Genomic DNA, 19,278 nt, shown 5'->3' on the forward strand with positions numbered 1-19,278 from the left:
CACCGGCTCCCCCAGGAGGACCGTATGACGCAGATCCCCACCACCGCGCAGGACGCGATCCGTCCCGACCTGACGATCATCTCCAGGCGCGTCCTGCGCGGCCCCAACGTCTGGCACTACAAGAAGGTGATCCAGCTCGTCGTCGACCTCGGCGTCCTCGAGCAGTACCCGACCAACCTCGTCCCCGGGCTCACCGACCAGCTCCTCGAGCTCGTGCCCGGGCTGATGAACCACACGTGCTCGCGCGGCCACCGCGGCGGCTTCGTCGAACGCCTCCACGAGGGCACGTGGCTCGGTCACGTCGCCGAGCACGTAGCCATCGCCCTGCAGCAGGTCGTCGGTCACGACGTACGCCGTGGCAAGACCCGCGAGCTCAAGGACCATCCCGGGCGCTACAACGTCATCTACGCGTACGCCGACGAGAACGTCGGCCTGGCCGCGGGCGACCTCGCGGTGCGCCTGCTCAACCACCTGATCTCGCCGGAGGACGGGTTCGACTTCGCCACCGAGCTCGAGCGCTTCATCGTGCGCGGCGAACGCACGGCCTTCGGCCCGTCCACCCAGGCGATCCTCGACGAGGCCGTCGCCCGTGACATCCCTTGGATCCGCCTCAACAACGCGTCGCTGATCCAGCTCGGCCAAGGTGTCAACCAGAAGCGCATCCGCGCCACCATGACGTCGAACACCTCGTCGGTCGCGGTCGACATCGCCTCCAACAAGGAGCTGACGCTGTCTCTGCTGTCGTCGGCGGGCCTGCCGGTGCCGAAGTCGGTGTCGGTGCGGACCGAGGACGACGCCGTGCGCACAGCCGACCGCCTCGGCTACCCGGTCGTCGTGAAGCCGCTCGACGGGAACCACGGCCGTGGGGTGTGCCTGAACCTCGGCTCGGAGGCCGAGGTGCGGGAGGCGTACGCCGTCGCCCACGCCGAGTCCCGACGCGGCGGGATCATCGTCGAGACGTTCGTGACCGGCAAGGACTACCGCTGCCTCGTCATCGACGGCAAGATCGCCGCGATCGCCGAGCGCGTCCCCGCCCATGTCGTCGGCGACGGGAGGCACACCGTCGCCGAGCTCGTCGAGGAGACCAACGCGGATCCCCGGCGCGGCGTGGGCCACGAGAAGGTGCTGACACGCATCAAGGTCGACCGCGCGGCCGTCGAGCTGGTGCGCGAGCAGGGCTACGCGATGGACGACGTGCCGCCGGCCGGCGAGATGGTGAAGCTGACCCTGACGGGCAACATGTCCACCGGTGGTGTCTCGATCGACCGCACGTTCGAGGCCCATCCCGAGAACATCGAGATCGCCGAAGAGGCCGCCCGCGTGGTGGGCCTCGACATCGCTGGCATCGACTTCATCGCCCCCGACATCACCCAGCCGGTCCGCGAGACCGGCGGCGGGATCGTCGAGGTGAACGCCGCGCCGGGCTTCCGCATGCACACACACCCGACGATCGGCGACCCGCAGTACATCGCCAAGCCAGTGGTGGACATGCTTTTCCCGCCGGGCACGCCGGCGCGCATCCCGATCGTCGCGGTGACGGGCACCAACGGCAAGACGACCACCAGCCGCATGATCTCGCACATCTTCAAGGGCATCGGCCGCAAGGTCGGCATGACCTCGACCGACGGCGTGCTCGTCGACGAGCGCCTCATCATCCGCGCCGACGCCTCGGGGCCGCGCTCGGCCAAGATGGTCCTGCAGAACCCGCGCGTCGACTTCGCGGTGTTCGAGGTCGCCCGCGGCGGCATCCTGCGTGAGGGCCTCGGCTACGAGCAGAACGACGTGGCAGTGGTGCTCAACGTCCAGCCCGACCACCTCGGGCTGGGCGGCATCGAGACCGTCTCCCAGCTCGCCGACGTGAAGCGTGTGGTCGTCGAGGCGGTCCCCCGCAACGGCTTCGCGGTACTCAACGCCGACGACCCGCTGGTGCGCCGAATGCGCCGCCACTGTGCCGGCCGCGTCGTGTGGTTCACCATGGCGAAGCCGGGCTCCGAGGTCCACGAGATGGTCGAGAACCACTGCCGCCAGGGTGGCCGGGCCGTCATGCTCGACTCGAGCGAGCTCGGCGACATGATCGTCGTCCGCGAGGGGCGGCGCTCCATGCAGATAGCCTGGACCCACCTGCTGCCGTCGACGTTCGGCGGGCGCGCGGTGATGAACGTCCAGAACGCCATGGCCGCCGCGGCGGCCGCGTTCGCCGCGGGAGCCTCCCTGCACGACATCCGCCAGGGCCTGCGTACGTTCTCCACGAACTACTACCTGGCGCCGGGCCGCCTCAACGAGATGCAGGTCGACGGCCGCACCGTGATCATCGACTACTGCCACAACCCGCCCGGGTTGCGGATGCTCGGCGACTTCGTCGACCGCACCGGCGAGCAGATGGACGCATCGACCGAGGTCGAGCGGGTCTCGCGCATCGGCGTGATCGCCTCGGCGGGTGATCGACGGGATGCCGACCTGGTGGAGATGGGCACCATCGCCGCACGCCACTTCGACACCGTCGTCCTCCGCGAGGACGCGAACCCGCGTGGTCGACGCCCGGGCGAGACGGCCGCGCTGTCGGAACGGGGCGTACGCGGGGCCATGGAGTCGGGTGAGGCACGCTGCCGCCAGGTCGAGGTGGTGCTCGACGAGCTCGAGGCCGTACGCCGAGCCATGGCCGTGTCGAACCCGGGCGACCTCGTCGTGCTGTGCGTCGACCAGCACGCGCAGGTCCAGTCGGCGCTGGAGAACTACTCGAAGCAGGCCCATCCCGGCGCCAACGAGGACGCCAGCGGCCTCGACAACCAGATCGCCGACCCGGATTTCAAGCCCGAGATCTGAGCCGCCGCGTCCGGCGAAGCCGCCCACGCACGACGCGGCCCCCGCCGGTTCGGACGGGGGCCGCGTGCGGGGCGATGGATCAGGCGTTCTGGACGTCGTCCTTCGCGTCCTGGGCGTGGGCCTGCACGTCCTGGGCGTGGGACTGGCCCTGCTCCTTCAGCGTGGTCGCCGAGTCGGCGGCCGAGTCCTTGACGTTGGCGACGGCCTGCTGCGCGGGCTCCTGCAGGTTCTCCTTCATCTCCTGCGCGACCTCCTGGGCCTGCTCCTTGGCCTGGTCGACGTACGGCTCGGCCCGGTCCTTCAGCTCGGCCACGGCACGGCGCTCGGGGCGCGTGGCCGGGGCGAGGCCACCGAGGAGCGCACCGACACCGAAGGCGATGAGGCCCGCGGCCAGCGGGTTGCCCTGCGTGCCGCGCCGGACCCTGCGCGGGGCGTCGGCGACCTGACGACGGGCGTCGTCCGCCGCGCGGTTCACCTGCTGGCGGGCGTCCTGGGCACGGTCACCCATCGACGGGCCCTGCGCGCCGACGCCCTGCTTGGCCCGCAGGTAGCCGGCGGCGTACTGGGCCTCGGCGGCGCGGTCGCGCCCGCGCCCCTGGTCATAGTCGTAGCTGTCGTCCGAGCCCATGATCTTCTCCTTCAGGTTCTGCGCGCCCTCGCGGATGCTGTCACCCGCCGAGGACACCTGACGCTTCGCGATGTTGCCGGGCTTGGCCTCGTCGGCGAGCGCGTTGACGTCGTCACTCAGGCTGGCGCGGGTGCGCTCGATGTCGCGACGGATCTCTTCGGGGTCGTTGCTGGTGGTCATGAGTTCTTGGCCTCCTCGCCCTTCAGGGCGTTCGGGATCTTGCCTACGGAATCAGCGGTGCGAGGAGCGCCCTCCACCTTGTCGAGATTGGACTTGCCCAAAGCGGCGAGGATGCCGGCGATGATCGCCCACACCACGGCCACGATGACGGCCGACCAGCCGAACATCGGCTTCTCGCCGTTCAGCAGGTGGGCGACGGCCCACCAAAGGGCGAACGACAGGAACAGCAGCACGAAATGTGCGGCCACGCCCGCGCCACCGAACATGCCGACGCCGGTGCCGGCCCGCTTCGCGGACTGGGCCACCTCGGCCTTGGCCAGGGCGACCTCCTGTCGCATGAGAGTCGAGACGTCGCGGCTGATGTCGCCCATCAGCGTGCCGAGGTCACGGTTGTCGCCCTCGGCCTGGCGCTCGTAGGAGCGGCCCGGCTCGTAGTTGACGCGCTCGCTCATCGACGGTCACCGAACCCGGGGGCCTGGTCGCCGTACGCGTCGCCCTGATGGTGCCAGGCCTGGCCCTGCGCGCCGGGCTCGGCCTGGTAGCCGGGGGCCGCCGCGGGGCGGTCGAACGACGATGCCTGACGCTCGTAGCCGGCCTGCGGGTAGCCACCCTGCGAATCGCTGCGGTAGCTGTCCTCGTATCCGAACGAACGGTCGTAGCCGCGAGGGTCGTAGCCCCGCTCGAAGCGGGCGTCGCGCCCGTAGAAGCCGCGCGGGTCGTCGCGGTCGTCGGAGGCCTCGGCCTGGAAGCCACGGGCAAAGCGGCCGACCAGCAGACCAGCCCCTGCGGCGATGGCGAGGAACGTCATGGGGTTGCGTGCGGCGTAGCGTTTCACGCTCTGGAGCATGTCCTCCGGTTCGTTGGCCTCGAGCCAGCGGGCGACGTCCTCGCCCCTGCTCGACAGCGTGCGGGCGACCTGCGAGGCCTGGCCCTGGTGCTGGCCGCCGTCGGCCATCTCGCCGACCTCGGCGGCGAAGGCACGTACGCCCTCGGCGATCCGCGACTGGCCGCCGCGGACCTGGCTGCGCGTCTCACCGAGCACGGTGTCCATGAGGCCACGGGCCTCCGCCTTGGCGTCATGCGCGACCCCGAGCGCCTCGGCCTTTGCCTGCTGACCGAGGTCCTGACCGGCTCCCACCGCGTGGTCCTTGAGATCGGCGGCGTGCTCCTTCGCTATCTCCTTGCGGTCGTCGCCGTGCGGGGTGTCGTGGGTGTTGCTCATCTCTGCTCCTGACTGTGGATGCGCCTACCCCTCCAACGTATCCATGTCGACTTTTCCAGCACCAGAGCAATCGACTTAGAACCTCGTGAAAAAAATCTCAGGAAGATAACGCGCGTGCGGGCGTACGCGCCCCGCCCCGCTCGAGAACCCTCAGCTCGTGGAACCGGGAACCACGAAGCCGTGAGCCAGAGCACCGTCGGCCACCAGCTCGCGCACCTGCTCCGGCGAGCACGGGCGTCCTCCCCGCCCCGCGACGTACGCCGTCATCTCCGCCTGCTGCTGATGGGTCATGAAGCCGATGACGTCCCCGGGCCGCGCCTGGGCGAGCAACGACTGCAGGCACGGCATCTCCGAGTCGTGGTACGCCGCCACCTGCTGGCCCGCCGCCGCGAGGCCGTGCGCGAACAGCTCGTTGATCTCGGACTGCTCACGCCCCCGCATGTACTGGTCCTTCTGGGCGACCTCGACGACCTCGCCGTTGAGGCCGGCCATCTCCCCCATGCGGACCGCGACCTCGTCCATCCGGTCGCCCGCCACCGCGATCTGCAGCAGCAGCCTCGCCCCGGGGTGCCGCAGGCCGTGGCAGATCTCGAGCATGGCGGCCAGACCGGCCTCGTTGTGGGCCATGTCGAACACGATCGTGACCCCGTCGAGCGTCCACAGGTTCATGCGACCGGGGTTGTCCCGCTCCGGGTCGAAGTCGATCAGGCCGGCGGCGACCTCGGCCGCGGTGAAGCCCAGCGCCAGCGCTGCCGACGAGGCGGCAAGCGCGTTCTCGACATTCGCCCGCGACAACCCGGCCAGCGTCATGGGCACGGCGGCGACCTCGACCACCGGGACCGGGTCGGCACCCGCGCCCTGCCAGCAGATCCACCCGTCGAGGACCGTGGTGAACCGGCCCCCCTCGTCCAGGACCATCCGCCCGTGCGGCGAGTCGGCGTCACGGCTGAACACCCACGCACGCGCCTTCGTCTGGCCGCGCATCGCGAACACCCGCGGGTCGTCGCCGTTGAGGACGCACCAGCCGTCGGCCCGCGTGATCGACGGCACGACGGCCTTGACCTCCGCGAGCTGGTCGAGGGTGTCGACACCGTCCATGCCGAGGTGGTCGGCGGTCACGTTGGTGACCACCGACACGTTGTTGTGGGTGACCCCGATCCCGCGGCGCAAGATGCCACCGCGCGCGGTCTCCAGCACCGCCAGATCGATCCCCCTCTCGGCCAGGACCATGCGGGCCCCACCGGGCCCGGAGTAGTCGCCGGCCTCCACGAGCTCCCCGTTGAGGAAGACTCCCGAGGTGGACGACCAGCCCACCGAGCGGCGGGCGGTGCGGGCGATGTGGCCGAGCATGCGTGACGCCGTCGTCTTGCCGTTGGTGCCCGTCACCGCGACCACGGGCACGCGGGGGCGCAGCACGCTCGGCGCCGCCCCACGCGGGGCCTCCGCGACCAGGCGTACGCCTTCCTCGATGGCCGTGACGACCCCTGCCGAATCTGCCGCGGCGTCGACGACGAGCCCCACCGCGGCCCCCAGTGCGCGTACGCGACCGCCGAAGCGCCAGGGAACGGCCACCACGAGCTGGTCGTCACCGGTGCCGAACCGTGCGCGGACGGCCAGCCGAGTCACCCCGGCGCCGCGCGCGATCAGGCGTACGGCGACCGAGACGACGCGTGCGGTGAAGCGCCGCCGCAGCTCCCCGCCCGGCTGGCCGGGGCGCGTCGAACGCAGCCCCAGCTCCGCGGCGAACGCCTTCGCCTGCGGCACCGACAGCGCCAGCAGCGCCGACGCGCCGATCGTCAGCTTGACCGCGGGGCGCGGGAAGTAGAGGTTCGGGCCTTCCAGGAACCGTGCCTCGACGCCCATCAGGCACCCATTGCGTGCAGGCCGCCGTCGACGTGGACCATCTCGCCGGTCGTCGCGGGGAACCAGTCGCTCAGCAGCGCGCACACGGCGCGGGCGGTGGGCCCAGCATCCGTCGGGTCCCAGCCGAGCGGCGCACGCTCCCCCCAGATGTCATTGAAGTCGGCCGCGCCCGGGATCGCCTTCTTCGCGAGCGTCTCCACGGGCCCGGCGGCGACCACGTTGGCGCGGATCCCCTCGGGACCCAGGTAGCGCGCCAGGTAGCGCGACGTCGACTCCAGCGCGGCCTTGGCCACGCCCATCCAGTCGTACGCGGGCCACGACACCCGGGCGTCGAACGTGAGCCCGACGACCGATGCGCCGGTTCCCATCAGCTCCTTGCAGGCCATCGTCAGCGAGGCCATCGAGTAGGCGGAGACCTGGACCGCCTTGGCGACGTCCTCCCACGGCGTGGTGAGGAAGTTGCCGCCCAGGGCGGTCTCGGGGTTGGCGAACGCGATGGAGTGGACGATGCCGTCCAGCCCGTCGACGTGCTCACGGATCTTCGCCGGCAGCCCCGCCAGGTGGCCGGGGTCGGTGACGTCGATCTCCAGCAGCGGCGGAACGGGATCGAGCTTCTGGATGACGCGGTTGGTCAGGCTCATCGCCCGGCCGAAGTTCGACACCAGTACCGTCGCACCTTCCTGCTGGGCGACACGGGCCACCGCGTACCCGATGGAGGTGTTCATGGTGACGCCGGCCACCAGGATGCGCTTGCCTTCGAGGATTCCCATGTCTTTTCTCCTGCTCTGCCGGGATGAGTCGTGTGCCGGCCGGGTCAGTGGCCCATGCCGAGGCCGCCGTCGACGGGGACCACGGCGCCGCTGATGTAGCCGGCCGCGTCGGAGGCCAGAAACTCCACCGCCGCGGCGATGTCGTCGACCTGGCCAAGGCGTCCGAGCGGGATCTGCGCCTGGTAGGCCTTGACCTGGTCCTCGGACAGCACGGCGGTCATGTCGGTCTCGATGAAACCCGGTGCGATGACGTTGGCCGTCACGTTGCGGGAGCCGAGCTCGCGGGCCAGCGAGCGGGCCATGCCGACCAGGCCGGCCTTCGAGGTCGCATAGTTGACCTGGCCGGCCGAGCCCAGCAGGCCGACGACCGAGGAGATGAACACGTAGCGGCCGAAACGCTTGCGCTGGAAGTTGCGTGCGGCGCGGCGGGCGACGTGGAACGAGCCCTTCAGGTTGGTGTCGACGACGCTGTCCCACGCCTCGTCCGGCATGCGGGCGATCAGGCCGTCGGCGGTGACGCCGGCGTTGGCGACGACGACCTCGACCGGGCCGAGCTTCTCCTCGACCTCGCCGAACGCACGGTCGACCGCCACCGCATCGGTCACGTCGCACTGCACGCCCAAGACACCCTCGGGCACGTCGCCGCTCCGGTAGGTCGCCGCCACCCGGTGGCCCGACGCCTGCAGGCGGGCGGCGATGGCACGCCCGATGCCCTTGCTGCCGCCGGTGATGAGGACGGTACGCGGGGTCTGGGTGGTCATGCGGGCTCCTGGTGCGGCTGGGTTCACGATGTGGCGGTCCTGCACCGCGCGAGGGCGAGCGGGGCGCGTGCGTTCACGTTACCGATTACCGATGAGTCACGAAAACACCGTCCGGGACGCGGCGTACACTGCCCGAATGGCAGTGTTCACGCGGACTCGGGCCGAAACCCCGGATGCCGTCATCACCACCGCCCGCCGCGGACGCTCGTCCGACCTGATGTCGCGGGAGGCGCGCTACGTGATGACGATGAGCATCCGCGTGCTCTGCTTCGTCGGGATGGCTCTGATCGGCGGGCCCTGGCGCTGGGTCCTGCTCGCCTGTGCCGCGTTCCTGCCCGGCATCGCGGTGCTGCTGGCCAACGCGATCGACAAGCGCGGCCAGATCACCCCGGTCGTCCACCACACGCCCTACCGGCCGGCGCTCGCATCCGAGCCGTCGCCCGGCCCGGACAGGCCGACGGTCCTCGACCACGAGGACTGACGCCGACGCCGATGTCGGCGATCAGCCGCCGATCGCCGACATCGGCCGGTCGGGCTGCAAAAAGCCTGGGTCGTCGATCCCGTGCCCCGGCAGCTTCACGGCCACCGCCCGCACCCACTGATCGGCGATCTCCGCATCGGACGCACCGGCACGCAGGGGCGTACGAAGATCGTTCTCGGTGCGCGAGAACAGGCAGTTGCGCAGCTGCCCGTCGGCGGTCAGGCGTACGCGGTCGCAGCTGCCGCAGAACGGGCGGGTGACCGAGGCGATCACGCCCACCCGGGCGTCGCCGCCGTCGACCCGGAACAGTTCCGCCGGCGCGCTCCCCCGCGCGTCGCGGTCGCCCGGCGCCTCGTCGAGCGTGAACCGCTCGCGCAACCGGGCAAAGATCTCATCGGCGGTGACCATGCCGTCGCGCGTCCAACCGTGCTGGGCGTCGAGCGGCATCTGCTCGATGAACCTGAGGTGGACGCCTTCGTCGATCGCCCACGCGAGCAGGCCGGCGGCCTCGTGGTCGTTCGTGCCGCGCATGAGGACGGAGTTGATCTTCACCGGGTCGAGACCGGCCGCACGGGCGGCCCGGACGCCCCCGAGCACGTCGGACAGGCGGTCGCGACGGGTCATCTGCTTGAACGTCGCGGGGTCGAGCGTGTCGAGCGAGATGTTGATGCGGTCGAGGCCGGCACGTGCGAGTTCGTCGGCGCGACGGGCCAGCCCGATGCCGTTGGTGGTCATCGCGATCTTGGGACGCGGCTCGAGCGCGGCGATATCACCGACGAGCCGGGGCAGGTCGGGGCGCAGCAGCGGCTCCCCGCCGGTCAGGCGCACGGTCGTGATCCCGAGGCTCTCGACGGCGATGCGGAGCAGCCGCAGGAGCTCGTCGTGGGTGAGCACGTCGTCGTGGGGCAGCCAAGTCAGCCCCTCGGCGGGCATGCAGTAGGTGCAGCGGAGGTTGCAGCGGTCGGTCAGCGAGACGCGGAGGTCGGTCGCGGTCCGGCCGTGCTTGTCCACGAGGGGCCGGGGCACCGGGCGCGCTCGGCGCGGATCGGGATCAGTCATGGGACGCCCAGTCTAGGCAGTGACGAGGGAGCCCGGTCCCCGGGGACCGGCGGGGCGGCCGACCACCGGTTGGGCGCCCGTGCGAGGATCGGGGGGCAGCCGACCCACGGAGGAACAGATGGCCACGGAGAACAAGACCCTGCCCGAGTGGCTGGAGGAGCTCTCGGGGACGATCGACACCGGCGGCTACCAGCTCGACGAGGACCAGATGCACATCCTGCTCGACCTCGCCCGCGACGCCGCCCAGAACGTCGTACGCCCCGCCGCCCCGCTCACCACGTTCCTCGTCGGGGTCGCCGTGGGCCGGGGCCAGTCCCTGGGCGCCGCTGCTGCACGCGCCACGGAGATCGCGCTCGCCAACGACGACGAGGTCGACGCGCCCTGATCCCCTCGCCCACCGCGTAGGGTGGACAGGTGCGAGGTCTGTGGAAGCGATGGGTCGCCCTAGTGGTCTTCATGGCCGTCCTCGGCGTCGTCATGATCAACCTCGGTGAGTGGCAGCTGCGCCGGCTCGACGAGCGACGTCACCGCAACGCCACGGTCGTCGCGAACCAGGCGCTCCCGCCGGCCTCATTCGCCGAGGTCTTCGGCGGCCCGATCAGCGACGACCAGCAGTGGCGACGCGTGACGGTCACCGGCGCTTACGACGCCCAGAACCAGTACCAGGTCCGCTATCGCTACAACAACGGCGTGCAGGGTTACGAGGTCGTCACCCCGCTGCGTACCGCCGACGGTCGCGCGGTTCTGGTCGACCGAGGATTCGTGGTGGTGCCGAGCGGTTCCCGCATACCCGACGTGCTGCCGGCCGCGCCCTCCGGCCAGGTGACGGTCACCGGCCACGTGCGCCGCAGCGAGCACGGCAAGCGCGGGGCGATCGACCCCAACAACTTCCAGGTGCGTTTGGTCAACGCGCCCGCGATCGGCAGGACGCTCCCCTATCCCGTGGTGGACGGCTACGTGTCGCTCACCGAGTCGTCGGTCCCGCAGGAAGGTGGGTTCGAACCGCTCGCGCTGCCCAAGCTCGACGAGGGCCCCCACTTCTCGTACGCGATGCAGTGGTTCCTGTTCACGATCGTCGGCATCGTCGGCGTGATCTTCTTCATCCGCGCCGACATCCGCGAGCGGCGCAAGGAGCGCGTGCTCCGCGCGGCCCGCGACGCCGCCGAAGCCGTCGAGCCCGCCAAGGCCGTCGAGCCCTCCGAAGCCGCCGGGGCCGGTACTGCTGGAGCGGACGACGCGGATGTCCCCGTGGAAACCGATCGTGATCGCTGACGTCGCCGACCTGCTGATCTGCCCGGCCTGCTCGGGCGATCTCGCTCTCGACGCCCGCACGCTCGGCTGCCCGGCCGGGCACCGGTACGACCTCGCCCGTCAGGGGCACGTGAACCTGCTCGGCCATGCCGCGCCTCGGCACGCCGACACCGCCGCCATGGTCGCGGCGCGGGTGGGCTTCCTCTCCCGCGGCCACTACCGGCCCGTCGACGACGCGCTCGTCGCCGCTGTCGGTCCCGCCGAGGTCGTCGTCGAGGCGGGCGCGGGTCCGGGGCTCCACCTGGAGCCCGTGATCACGGCCACCGGTGGTCGCGGTGTCGCGGGCGACGTCTCCGCGTACGCGTGCCGCCGCGCCGCACGCCTGCCCCGCATCGGTGCGGTGGTCGCCGACACGTGGGCCGGGCTGCCGATCCGCAGCGGCGTGGCCGATGCGGTGCTGGCGGTCTTCGCGCCGCGCAACATGGCGGAGTTCCGGCGGCTGCTCGCCCCGGGCGGCAGGGTCGTCGTGGTGACGCCGCGCGCCGAGCACCTCGCGTCGCTGCGCGCCGAGCTGGGGCTGCTGGACGTCGAGGCCGACAAGTTGGAGCGGCTCGACCTTTCCGCCGAGGGGCATCTGGAGCTGCGGTCCCGCGATGCCGTCGTCGCCGACCTCGATCTGTCGGCCGAAGACGTGCGCGACCTAGTGATGATGGGCCCGAACGCGTTCCACCGCGACGGCGAGGCGACCTGGCACCCGACGCGGACGCGGCTCGCGGTGGACGTCAGTGTGTACGCCTGATCAGCTTTTCTTCTTGCCGGACTTCTTCTTCTGGTCCTTCTTGGCGGACTTCTTCTGGTCCTTCTTGTGGGACTTCTTCGCGTCCTTGTCCGACTTCTTCTTGTCCGACTTCTCCCTCTTGTTCTCAGGGTCCTTGTTGCTCTTCGCGTCCTGGTCGTCCCTCTGATCGGATCTCTTCGCGTCCCTCTTGCCAGACTTCCCCGGCATCTCGGACTTCGCAGCCTTCCCGGCACCCTTCGCCCCGGTCCTCCGCGCCTGCTCGACCGTCTCGTCGACGGCCATGACGGGCGGATGGACCACGGGCGGGACGGGCTCTTCCACCTCCGGCCTCTCATTGCGCGGGAACTGGGCATCGGGCCCTACGACCACGGCGACCTCGTCGGCCGTCGCGCCCGTGCCGGTCTCACCGCTGCGGGCGGCGAGCTCGGCGCGTACCTTCTCGACCGCGGCCTCGGTGGCCTGACGGGCCGCGACCGCCTGGGCGCCCCGGGTGTCCCCGCCGCGGGTACGCAGCATCACGCCCGTCTCCTTCAGCAGCGCCTGGACGAAGCCGTACGAACGCCCCAGCTCGCCGGCCATGGACCGGATCGATCCCCCCGCCTCGTAGCGGGCGGTCAGCTCCGAGCTGAGCGCCTCACGGGCGGCGCCGGTGACGCGAGCACCCCGGGGAAGTCGTGCGGCCATGGAAGGTTCCCTTCGTCGATGCGTCAGGTTAACCCGTCAGAAGAACGTGGAGGTCCAAGGCACCCCGAGCGACTCGAACAGCGTGTCGGCCGTGGTCTGTGCGTCGGCCGAGGCCTCGATGCGGCCTGCGGCGACGAGCTGGCGCGCCGTGACCCCACCCAGCACCAGCGGCCCGAGCTCCTCGGCGGTGCAGCGGATGTCGGGGTGTTCGTCCGACAGCCGCACCGTGGCGGCCCCGCGTTCGACGGCAAGCTCCCAGATGCCCTCGGCGTGCCCCAGCGGGTCGGTCACGGCCAGCACGAGCCGCCCGGTGACCTCGGCGTACCCGCGCTCGGCCAGGAGACGCTGCGCATCGAGCACGCGCGTCCACAGCAGGTCCTTGCGACCGGTGACGCGGTAGCCGCGCGGGTCGGTGAGCACCCATGGCAAGACATCGTCGACAGGGGCAGCACCCCAGCGAACGCGCCGTGCCAGGTCGATCGAGGCGACGAGCTGCCACAGCGCGAGATAGGCGTCGGCGTCCAGCGCGAGGAACTCGTGGATCACCAGGGTCTCGCGGTTCTCGCCGTCGGGCCCGTACGCGACCCACCCGTCGACCTGCCCGTCGGTCCCCACGTGCACCGCGTTGCGGCGCCGGGTGTCGGGCTCGGAGGTCCGCGGGTCGATCTCGCCGGAGCACAGCTCGGCGTAGCGCGCCAGGCGGTCGATCGAGCCGAACCGCCGGGCGTGCAGGCGGGCGAACAGCTCGGTGCCGAGGCGGGTCGCGGTCGGCTGGTCCACTGCGTACGCGCGCCCGCCCGGCTCGTGACGCATGCCGAAACCATGGGAGGTGTCGACCTCGACCTGGTGGACATGGGTGGTGGGCCCGAAGCCGAAGCGCCCGTAGATGCTGCCCTCGGTGACGGTCAGCGCAGCGAGCACGTGGCCGCGGTCCTTGGCCTGGTGCAGCTCGTCGGTCATCATCGCGCGCAGCAGCCCACGGCGACGGTGCGTGGCGCGCACCGTGACATCGCTGATGCAGGTGACCGGCACCAGCGGCCCCACGTTCAGCGTCTTGTCGAACGTCACAAAGGTGGCCACGGGCTCGTCGAGTGCATACGCCGGGGCCTCGCTGTCACGCACTGCCCGCATGCGCCAGCCGTCGGCGTGTGCCTGCTCGAGGGCCAGCTGCGTCAAGCGCTGCGTCGGGGCGTCGGCGAGGAATCCTTGGCGCACCGCACGCAGCCAGGCGAGGGCCTCAGGGTTCTGTGCGGGGTCGGCGGACTGGACGGTGATCGTCTGATGCTCGAGGGTCACCCCTCGACCTTAGCCCCCGCCCCTCGACCTTGGCCCCGCCCGCCGGCGGAAGCGGGCAATCACCGCCCGACGGGTCAGGCGAGCGAGATGAGCTCGGCGTACTCGGGACCCCACAGGTCCTCCACGCCGTCGGGCAGGATCAGCACGCGGTCGGGGTCGAGTGCCTCGGCCGCGCCGTCGTCGTGCGTGACGAGGACGACGGCGCCGGCGTACGTCCGGATCGCCTCGAGTACCTCCGCGCGGGACGCGGGGTCGAGGTTGTTGGTGGGCTCGTCGAGCAGGAGCACGTTGGCGCCGGAGACCACCAGCATCGCCAGCGACAGGCGGGTCTTCTCGCCGCCCGACAGGACGCGGGCAGGCTTGTCGACGTCGTCGCCGGAGAACAGGAACGAACCGAGGATCTTGCGCACCTCGGTGTCGTTCATGTCGGGCGAGGCCGAGACCATGTTCTGCAGCACCGTGCGGTCGGTGTCGATGGTGTCGTGCTCCTGGGCGAAGTAGCCGATCCGCAGTCCGTGGCCGTGGATGACCTCGCCGGTGTCCGGGGTCTCGACGCCGGCAAGGATGCGCAGCAGCGTGGTCTTGCCCGCGCCGTTGAGGCCGATGATGATGACCTTCGAGCCCTTGTCGATGGCGAGGTCGACGGCCATGAACACCTCGAGCGAGCCGTACGACTTCGACAGGTCCTTCGCCATCAGCGGCGTCTTGCCGCACGGCTTGGGTTCAGGGAAGCGGATCGCGGCCACCTTGTCCTGGACGCGCTCCCCCTCGATGCCGGCGAGCAACTTCTCGGCGCGCTTGGCCATCTGCTGGGCGGCGACGGCCTTGGTCGCCTTGGCGCCCATCTTGGCTGCCTGGGTGAGGAGTTGGTCGGCCTTGCGCTCGGCGTTGAGGCGCTCGCGCCTGCGGCGCTTCTCGTCGGTCTCGCGCTGCTGGAGGTAGCGCTTCCAGCCCATCGAGTAGACGTCAAGCTCGGCACGGTTGGCGTCGAGGTGGAAGACCTTGTTGACGACGGCCTCCAGCAGCCCGGTGTCGTGGGAGATCATCACCACGGCGCCCGGATAGGTCTGGAGGAACCCGCGCAGCCAGTGGATCGAGTCGGCGTCGAGGTGGTTGGTCGGCTCATCGAGCAGCAGGGAGTCGGCGTCGGAGAACAAGATGCGCGCCAGCTCGACTCGGCGGCGCTGGCCGCCCGAGAGCGTACGCAGCGGCTGGGTGAGAATGCGGTCGGGCAGGTTCAGGTTCGACGAGATGCGGGCGGCCTCCGACTCGGCCGCATAGCCGCCGGCCGCCTCGAACTCGGCCTGCGCGCGGGAGTAGCGCTCCATCGCCTTCTCGCGTGCCGCCGGCTCGTCGGCGGTCATCTCGTCCTCGTAGCGCCGCATCCGCTGCACGATCTGGTCGAGCCCGCGCGCCGACAGGATGCGGTCCTTCGCGAGCTGTTCGAGGTCGCCGGTCTTCGGGTCCTGCGGCAGGTAGCCGATCTTGCCCGTACGCGTGATGTCACCGCCGGCGGGCTGGCCCTCGCCGGCGAGGATCCGGGTCATGGTGGTCTTGCCAGCGCCGTTGCGGCCCACCAGGCCGACCTTCTCGCCCGGCGACACCTGGAACGAGACCGGGGACAGCAACAGGCGCGCTCCCGCGCGCACTTCTAGGTCTCGGACACTCAGCACCCGGCCATGATTCCGTACGCGGACCCCGGGACCAAACCGGTGGCCGACCGGCTGGTTCCCGCGGGAACACCCGGAATGCCGGGACGACCGCCGACAGGACGACGGAAGGCGGTACGGCCGCCCGCGGGGGCTGGGGCGACAGGCGCCGACGAGACGCGAGCGGCGGGCGGCTCAGCCCAGTGGTTCTCCAGACCTCGGCGTCCGAGCTGCGTGCAGCGCGTCGACGCACTCCGCCAGGGAGAACCCGGCACCGCCACCGACCGGGGAGATCCGGTCGTCGTCCTGTGACGCACGGTCGAGCGCGCCGAGGAGCCCGAACAGCTGGCGCTCGTGGTCGACGGCCCACCAGCCGGGGTCACCCGGCGCGAGCACCGGCGTGCCGTCGGATCGCCGGAAGCGTCGGCCGCCCGGCGCCGCGGCGTCGTCCTCGACCGTCACACCACCCTCGTGGACACAGGTGTGGTGGAAACGGCACAGCAGCACGAGGTTGTCGAGGTCTGTCGGACCGCCCAGGCTCCACGGCACCACGTGGTGGGCGTCGAGCCGGTGGGTGACCGTGCAGCCGGGGTATTGGCACATGCCCTTCGCGCGCACGGTCAACGCCATGCGCTGACCCGCCGACACGAGTCGGCGGCGACGGCCGAACGAGAGCACCGCACCCGTGGAGTCGACGCGGGCACCCACGACCGATCCGTCGCACAGGAGCCTGGACGCCGTCGCCCCTTCGATCCGACCGCCCGCCTCCGCGTACGCGGTTCCCGCGGGAACATCGATGCTCGCGTCGGCCGACTCGAGGACCGCTGCATCCACGTGGACCACGACCAAAGACTCCGTGCGGACCGGGGACGGGCAGGGGCCGTGTGCTGCCCCGGGGCTTGTGGCCTCACCCGGATCTCGCCGGCCCGTGCCTTCGGCGCCGATCGCGCGCTCCGCGTCCGACCGGGAGGGCTCCGCCACCGCCCGACGGGCCACGTCGACGACGGCGAGCGCCCGGTCGGGCGCCTCCCCACCGGCGATCTGGTCGTCCACGGCGCCATCGATGGCGCCGCGGAGGATGGCAGCCTCGTCGGCGGGCAGGGCGACGCTCATGCGGACCATGCCGTCGGCGTCCTCGCGCCAGGTGAAGCGACGCGCGGCCTCCTGGGCCAGGCGGGTGCCGCGGTCGGCGCGGAACGCACGGACCGTTCGTGCGAGCTGGGCTGCGGTCATCGCGAGCGCCAGCTCGCACAGCCGGGACTCGTCGACGACGCCGGCCACGCGGCTCATCTCGCGCACCTTCGAGTAGGACAGCCGGCCCTCGGCCATCAGCCGTGATGTCTGTGGCATCAGACGGAGCGCGCGGGCCACGCGTACGTGCTCCCGGGCGGTCAACGGGGCCATCGAGCAGGCCCACGAGAGCCAGTGGGCGGTGTCGCGGATGTCGGCGAACCAGCGGGACCCCTCCCCCTCGTCGAACTCGGCCACCTTCAGCAGGAGCGCATGGTCGAGCTGGGCCTGAGCGGCCGCCTGTCCTGTGATGACCGCGGCGAGCGCCGTGGCGTCGTCCTCGGACAGGCGCATGGCACCGGAGTCGGTCTGGTCGGGCTGGTCGATCTGATCGATCTGGTCGATCTGGTCGATCTCCGCGGGGGCGGGCGGTACGGCGACGGACATGAGCGACTCCCTTCTATTCGAACGCGTGAACCATTCAATCGAAGGGGTCCGACATTTCTGTCACAGCGGCCCACAGACACCTATCCGCGAGGCGCGAGAATGGGCGCATGACGAGCTATCGCGCACGCAGGGTCCAGGACGAGGCGCGCCCCGACGACGGGTTCCGCGTGCTCGCCGACCGACTGTGGCCGCGAGGCGTGTCGAAGGAGCGCGCCGCCCTCGACCTGTGGGCCAAAGACGCCACGCCGAGCAACGAGCTCAGGAAGTGGTTCCATACCGCCGACGACGACGTGGCCGACGAGTTCCGCAACCGCTATCTCGCGGAGCTCGACGACTCCGGTGCGGCCAGGGCACTGGCCCGACAGCTGGAGGGCCACAAGGTGGCCACCCTGCTCACCGCGGTCAAGGACCCCGAGCACTGCCACCTGCAGGTGCTGATCGAGGCGCTCACCGAGGCCGGCTGACCGGCTCAGCCAGCCGGCGCACCTGCGCAGCGCCTGATCGCCTCGGTGAGGAACGGCTTGGGGCCGGCAGTGGGCAGGACGTCGGCCACCGCACGCACCGCGTCGTCGACGGCGAGGCCCCCCTGGCGCACCGCGTGGAGCGCGGCCACCGATGGCGTCGGGCTGCGCGCCTCGACGCAGTGCAGGAAGACCCGCTTGCCCTCTGAGCGCAGCTGGGCCACGGCCTCAGCCGCGTCGTGGAGCACGAAGTGGAGGTTGGGGTTGTTGGCAGGGTCGGCGTCGTCGACGAGGAAGACCTGGTCCCAGTCGCCGGCGGGCACCTGAGGTGCATCGACCGCGGCCACACGCGCCGGTGACACCACGGCGTCGACGCCGGGGCGACGGCGCAGGGCAGCGATGTTGCCGAGCACGACCCCCTCGTCGGTCGGGTCGGCGACCTGGACGGGCCGCCTGTCGTAGCCCTCGTAGTCGGGGTCACGCTCGGAGGCGGGGGCAGCCCCGACGGCCCGAACTCGTAGCCCGCACCGAGCGCGTCCCCCGCCGCCGTGGCGACCACGACCCCGGCCGCCCTGTCCTTCTGTGCCGTCCTCAACCGCATGTCCCGCTCCTTCGTCGACCTGTTCCCCGGACTAGGGAGCACCACCGACGACTCCCGCCGACCCGAAGGCCTCGACCCGACGTGCCACGTCGGCGAGCGCGTCGCCGAGCTCGGGCGGCGAGAGCGGTTCCAGCCCGGCGCCGAGGTCGAGGGCGGCCAGCGCGAGGTGTCGCGCGAGGGACGGCAGGTCGTCTGCACCCGCCGTCACGCGGGTCGACGCGTCCCCCTCAGCGACGCACGTGGCGTGGAAGCGGGGGATGCGCCGCTCGACCTGGTCGAGCGGGGCGGCGATGCGGACGACGGCGGTGACGGGCCACTGCGGGGTCGTACGCAGCCGCTGCTGGAGATGTGCCGCGGCGTCCGGCGCGGGCCGCGGGGAGAACCGGAACGTCGTGACGTGGAGGTCGGAGACGCGGTCGAGCCGGAAGGTGCGCCAGTCGTCGCGGTCGCGGTCGAACGCGAACAGGTACCAGACCCGGCCCGTGGTCAGCAGCCGGTGGGGCTCCACATGGCGTGCGCCGGCGCGCCCGTCACCGCTGCGGTACGCGAAGCGCACCCGTACCCGCCCGTGCGCGGCGCGCGCCAGGCCGGTGAGCACCTCGGGATCGATCTGGGGGCCGGAGCGGACGTCGAGCGCGGCGGTGGCGTCGTCGATGGCGCGCACGACCGGCACGAGCCTGGAGGGCAGCACCTGCTCGAGCTTGGCGAGTGCCCGGAGGGCGTCCTCCTCGATGCCGCCCAGCCCTCCCGCGGCGGCCTGTCGCAGTCCCACCGCGACCGCGACGGCCTCGTCGTCGTCGAGCACGAGCGGTGGCAGCCGCGTACCCCGCCCCAACCGGTAGCCGCCGTCGGCGCCGTGGTCGCCCTCGACCGGGTAGCCCAGCTCGCGGAGCCGGTCGACGTCGCGGCGCACGGTGCGGGTCGTGACCCCGAGCCGCTCGGCGAGCTCGGGGCCGGGCCACACCGCGCGGGCCTCCAGCAGGCTGAGCAGCGTGAGGGCGCGCTGCGTCGGTCCGGTCATGGGAAGAGGATGTCAGATCCTGCGGACAGGATCTGTCCTATATGCCCTTCAG

Annotated in this window: 19 protein-coding genes; 6 read left to right on the plus strand and 13 right to left on the minus strand. The window is 71.4% G+C overall.

Translation table 11 applies throughout. The features are described from left to right. Positions 1 to 24 precede the first annotated feature (24 nt). Positions 25 to 2,823 (plus strand): cyanophycin synthetase, encoded by a 2,799-nt coding sequence (cphA, locus tag ACYVGD_RS00775; RefSeq protein ID WP_460741052.1) that lies wholly within the window; start codon positions 25 to 27, stop codon positions 2,821 to 2,823. A 79-nt stretch (positions 2,824 to 2,902) separates the two neighbouring features. On the opposite strand, the gene ACYVGD_RS00780 is transcribed toward cphA, so the two are convergent. The 6 genes from ACYVGD_RS00780 to fabG form a co-directional block, all read right to left on the minus strand. After that, positions 2,903 to 3,631, minus strand: a complete 729-nt coding sequence (locus ACYVGD_RS00780; RefSeq protein ID WP_460741053.1) for a DUF3618 domain-containing protein — start codon at positions 3,629 to 3,631, stop codon at positions 2,903 to 2,905. Next, the gene (locus tag ACYVGD_RS00785; RefSeq protein WP_460741054.1) at positions 3,628 to 4,083 is read right to left on the minus strand and encodes a phage holin family protein; all 456 of its coding nucleotides are present in this window, start codon (positions 4,081 to 4,083) and stop codon (positions 3,628 to 3,630) included. Before ACYVGD_RS00785 ends, ACYVGD_RS00780 begins: the two co-directional genes overlap by 4 nt. Further along, a complete protein-coding gene (locus tag ACYVGD_RS00790; RefSeq protein ID WP_460741055.1) occupies positions 4,080 to 4,853 on the minus strand; it encodes a hypothetical protein in 774 nt (257 codons plus the stop codon). Before ACYVGD_RS00790 ends, ACYVGD_RS00785 begins: the two co-directional genes overlap by 4 nt. A gap of 150 nt (positions 4,854 to 5,003) precedes the next feature. Next, positions 5,004 to 6,716: a Mur ligase family protein gene (locus ACYVGD_RS00795; protein ID WP_460741056.1), complete on the minus strand. Its 1,713-nt coding sequence runs from the start codon at positions 6,714 to 6,716 to the stop codon at positions 5,004 to 5,006. Next, entirely contained in the window at positions 6,716 to 7,486 is a 771-nt protein-coding gene (fabI, locus tag ACYVGD_RS00800; protein WP_460741057.1) for an enoyl-ACP reductase FabI, read from the minus strand. The genes ACYVGD_RS00795 and fabI overlap by 1 nt, the downstream gene beginning before the upstream one ends. Positions 7,487 to 7,530: 44 nt before the next feature. Beyond that, on the minus strand, positions 7,531 to 8,247 hold the full coding sequence (gene fabG, locus ACYVGD_RS00805; RefSeq protein ID WP_460741058.1) for a 3-oxoacyl-ACP reductase FabG: 717 nt from the start codon (positions 8,245 to 8,247) through the stop codon (positions 7,531 to 7,533). A 136-nt stretch (positions 8,248 to 8,383) separates the two neighbouring features. Here fabG and ACYVGD_RS00810 point away from each other — a divergent pair, with 136 nt between their 5' ends. Next, on the plus strand, positions 8,384 to 8,728 hold the full coding sequence (locus ACYVGD_RS00810; protein WP_460741059.1) for a DUF3099 domain-containing protein: 345 nt from the start codon (positions 8,384 to 8,386) through the stop codon (positions 8,726 to 8,728). 21 nt (positions 8,729 to 8,749) lie between these two features. On the opposite strand, the gene moaA is transcribed toward ACYVGD_RS00810, so the two are convergent. Beyond that, a complete protein-coding gene (gene moaA / locus ACYVGD_RS00815) occupies positions 8,750 to 9,787 on the minus strand; it encodes a GTP 3',8-cyclase MoaA (RefSeq protein ID WP_460741060.1) in 1,038 nt (345 codons plus the stop codon). Between the two features lie 118 nt (positions 9,788 to 9,905). On the opposite strand from moaA, the gene ACYVGD_RS00820 reads away from it, so the two are divergent. From ACYVGD_RS00820 to ACYVGD_RS00830, 3 genes are read left to right on the plus strand one after another with little or no spacing between them, the layout of a single operon-like run. Beyond that, positions 9,906 to 10,172 carry a DUF6457 domain-containing protein gene (locus ACYVGD_RS00820; protein WP_460741061.1) on the plus strand — a complete coding sequence of 89 codons (267 nt, stop codon included), beginning with the start codon at positions 9,906 to 9,908 and terminating at the stop codon, positions 10,170 to 10,172. Positions 10,173 to 10,201: 29 nt separating this feature from the next. Continuing rightward, positions 10,202 to 11,059 carry an SURF1 family cytochrome oxidase biogenesis protein gene (locus ACYVGD_RS00825; protein WP_460741062.1) on the plus strand — a complete coding sequence of 286 codons (858 nt, stop codon included), beginning with the start codon at positions 10,202 to 10,204 and terminating at the stop codon, positions 11,057 to 11,059. Further along, positions 11,049 to 11,837 carry a putative RNA methyltransferase gene (locus ACYVGD_RS00830; protein ID WP_460741063.1) on the plus strand — a complete coding sequence of 263 codons (789 nt, stop codon included), beginning with the start codon at positions 11,049 to 11,051 and terminating at the stop codon, positions 11,835 to 11,837. The genes ACYVGD_RS00825 and ACYVGD_RS00830 overlap by 11 nt, the downstream gene beginning before the upstream one ends. Here the strand turns inward: ACYVGD_RS00830 and ACYVGD_RS00835 are convergent, their stop codons facing one another. The 4 genes from ACYVGD_RS00835 to ACYVGD_RS00850 form a co-directional block, all read right to left on the minus strand. Then, positions 11,838 to 12,521, minus strand: coding sequence for a helix-turn-helix domain-containing protein (locus ACYVGD_RS00835; RefSeq protein WP_460741064.1), 684 nt, complete (start codon positions 12,519 to 12,521; stop codon positions 11,838 to 11,840). It abuts the gene before it with no gap. 36 nt (positions 12,522 to 12,557) lie between these two features. After that, complete coding sequence (locus tag ACYVGD_RS00840; RefSeq protein ID WP_460741065.1) at positions 12,558 to 13,817, minus strand: GNAT family N-acetyltransferase; 1,260 nt, start codon at positions 13,815 to 13,817, stop codon at positions 12,558 to 12,560. Between the two features lie 74 nt (positions 13,818 to 13,891). Next, the gene (abc-f, locus tag ACYVGD_RS00845) at positions 13,892 to 15,490 is read right to left on the minus strand and encodes a ribosomal protection-like ABC-F family protein (RefSeq protein WP_460741066.1); all 1,599 of its coding nucleotides are present in this window, start codon (positions 15,488 to 15,490) and stop codon (positions 13,892 to 13,894) included. 171 nt (positions 15,491 to 15,661) lie between these two features. Continuing rightward, a complete protein-coding gene (locus tag ACYVGD_RS00850; protein WP_460741067.1) occupies positions 15,662 to 17,143 on the minus strand; it encodes an HNH endonuclease in 1,482 nt (493 codons plus the stop codon). Between the two features lie 107 nt (positions 17,144 to 17,250). On the opposite strand from ACYVGD_RS00850, the gene ACYVGD_RS00855 reads away from it, so the two are divergent. Then, positions 17,251 to 17,607 carry a DUF488 domain-containing protein gene (locus ACYVGD_RS00855; RefSeq protein ID WP_460741068.1) on the plus strand — a complete coding sequence of 119 codons (357 nt, stop codon included), beginning with the start codon at positions 17,251 to 17,253 and terminating at the stop codon, positions 17,605 to 17,607. A gap of 5 nt (positions 17,608 to 17,612) precedes the next feature. On the opposite strand, the gene ACYVGD_RS00860 is transcribed toward ACYVGD_RS00855, so the two are convergent. Together ACYVGD_RS00860 and ACYVGD_RS00865 are read right to left on the minus strand one after the other, a co-directional pair. Further along, positions 17,613 to 18,017, minus strand: a complete 405-nt coding sequence (locus tag ACYVGD_RS00860) for a hypothetical protein (RefSeq protein ID WP_460741069.1) — start codon at positions 18,015 to 18,017, stop codon at positions 17,613 to 17,615. A gap of 219 nt (positions 18,018 to 18,236) precedes the next feature. After that, positions 18,237 to 19,226: a helix-turn-helix transcriptional regulator gene (locus tag ACYVGD_RS00865; protein ID WP_460741070.1), complete on the minus strand. Its 990-nt coding sequence runs from the start codon at positions 19,224 to 19,226 to the stop codon at positions 18,237 to 18,239. Positions 19,227 to 19,278 lie beyond the last annotated feature (52 nt).

It is taken from the genome of Mariniluteicoccus endophyticus (genome assembly GCF_054780035.1).

Excerpts from the sequence above, each read along its gene's own strand:
- ACYVGD_RS00810 (WP_460741059.1), top strand. The coding sequence starts at position 8,384 with ATGGCAGTGTTCACGCGGACTCGGGCCGAAACCCCGGATGCCGTCATC.
- moaA (WP_460741060.1), bottom strand. The coding sequence starts at position 9,787 with ATGACTGATCCCGATCCGCGCCGAGCGCGCCCGGTGCCCCGGCCCCTC.
- ACYVGD_RS00820 (WP_460741061.1), top strand. The coding sequence starts at position 9,906 with ATGGCCACGGAGAACAAGACCCTGCCCGAGTGGCTGGAGGAGCTCTCG.
- fabG (WP_460741058.1), bottom strand. The coding sequence starts at position 8,247 with ATGACCACCCAGACCCCGCGTACCGTCCTCATCACCGGCGGCAGCAAG.
- ACYVGD_RS00835 (WP_460741064.1), bottom strand. The coding sequence starts at position 12,521 with ATGGCCGCACGACTTCCCCGGGGTGCTCGCGTCACCGGCGCCGCCCGT.
- ACYVGD_RS00785 (WP_460741054.1), bottom strand. The coding sequence starts at position 4,083 with ATGAGCGAGCGCGTCAACTACGAGCCGGGCCGCTCCTACGAGCGCCAG.
- cphA (WP_460741052.1), top strand. The coding sequence starts at position 25 with ATGACGCAGATCCCCACCACCGCGCAGGACGCGATCCGTCCCGACCTG.
- ACYVGD_RS00850 (WP_460741067.1), bottom strand. The coding sequence starts at position 17,143 with ATGTCCGTCGCCGTACCGCCCGCCCCCGCGGAGATCGACCAGATCGAC.
- ACYVGD_RS00780 (WP_460741053.1), bottom strand. The coding sequence starts at position 3,631 with ATGACCACCAGCAACGACCCCGAAGAGATCCGTCGCGACATCGAGCGC.
- fabI (WP_460741057.1), bottom strand. The coding sequence starts at position 7,486 with ATGGGAATCCTCGAAGGCAAGCGCATCCTGGTGGCCGGCGTCACCATG.
- ACYVGD_RS00855 (WP_460741068.1), top strand. The coding sequence starts at position 17,251 with ATGACGAGCTATCGCGCACGCAGGGTCCAGGACGAGGCGCGCCCCGAC.
- ACYVGD_RS00795 (WP_460741056.1), bottom strand. The coding sequence starts at position 6,716 with ATGGGCGTCGAGGCACGGTTCCTGGAAGGCCCGAACCTCTACTTCCCG.
- ACYVGD_RS00790 (WP_460741055.1), bottom strand. The coding sequence starts at position 4,853 with ATGAGCAACACCCACGACACCCCGCACGGCGACGACCGCAAGGAGATA.
- ACYVGD_RS00865 (WP_460741070.1), bottom strand. The coding sequence starts at position 19,226 with ATGACCGGACCGACGCAGCGCGCCCTCACGCTGCTCAGCCTGCTGGAG.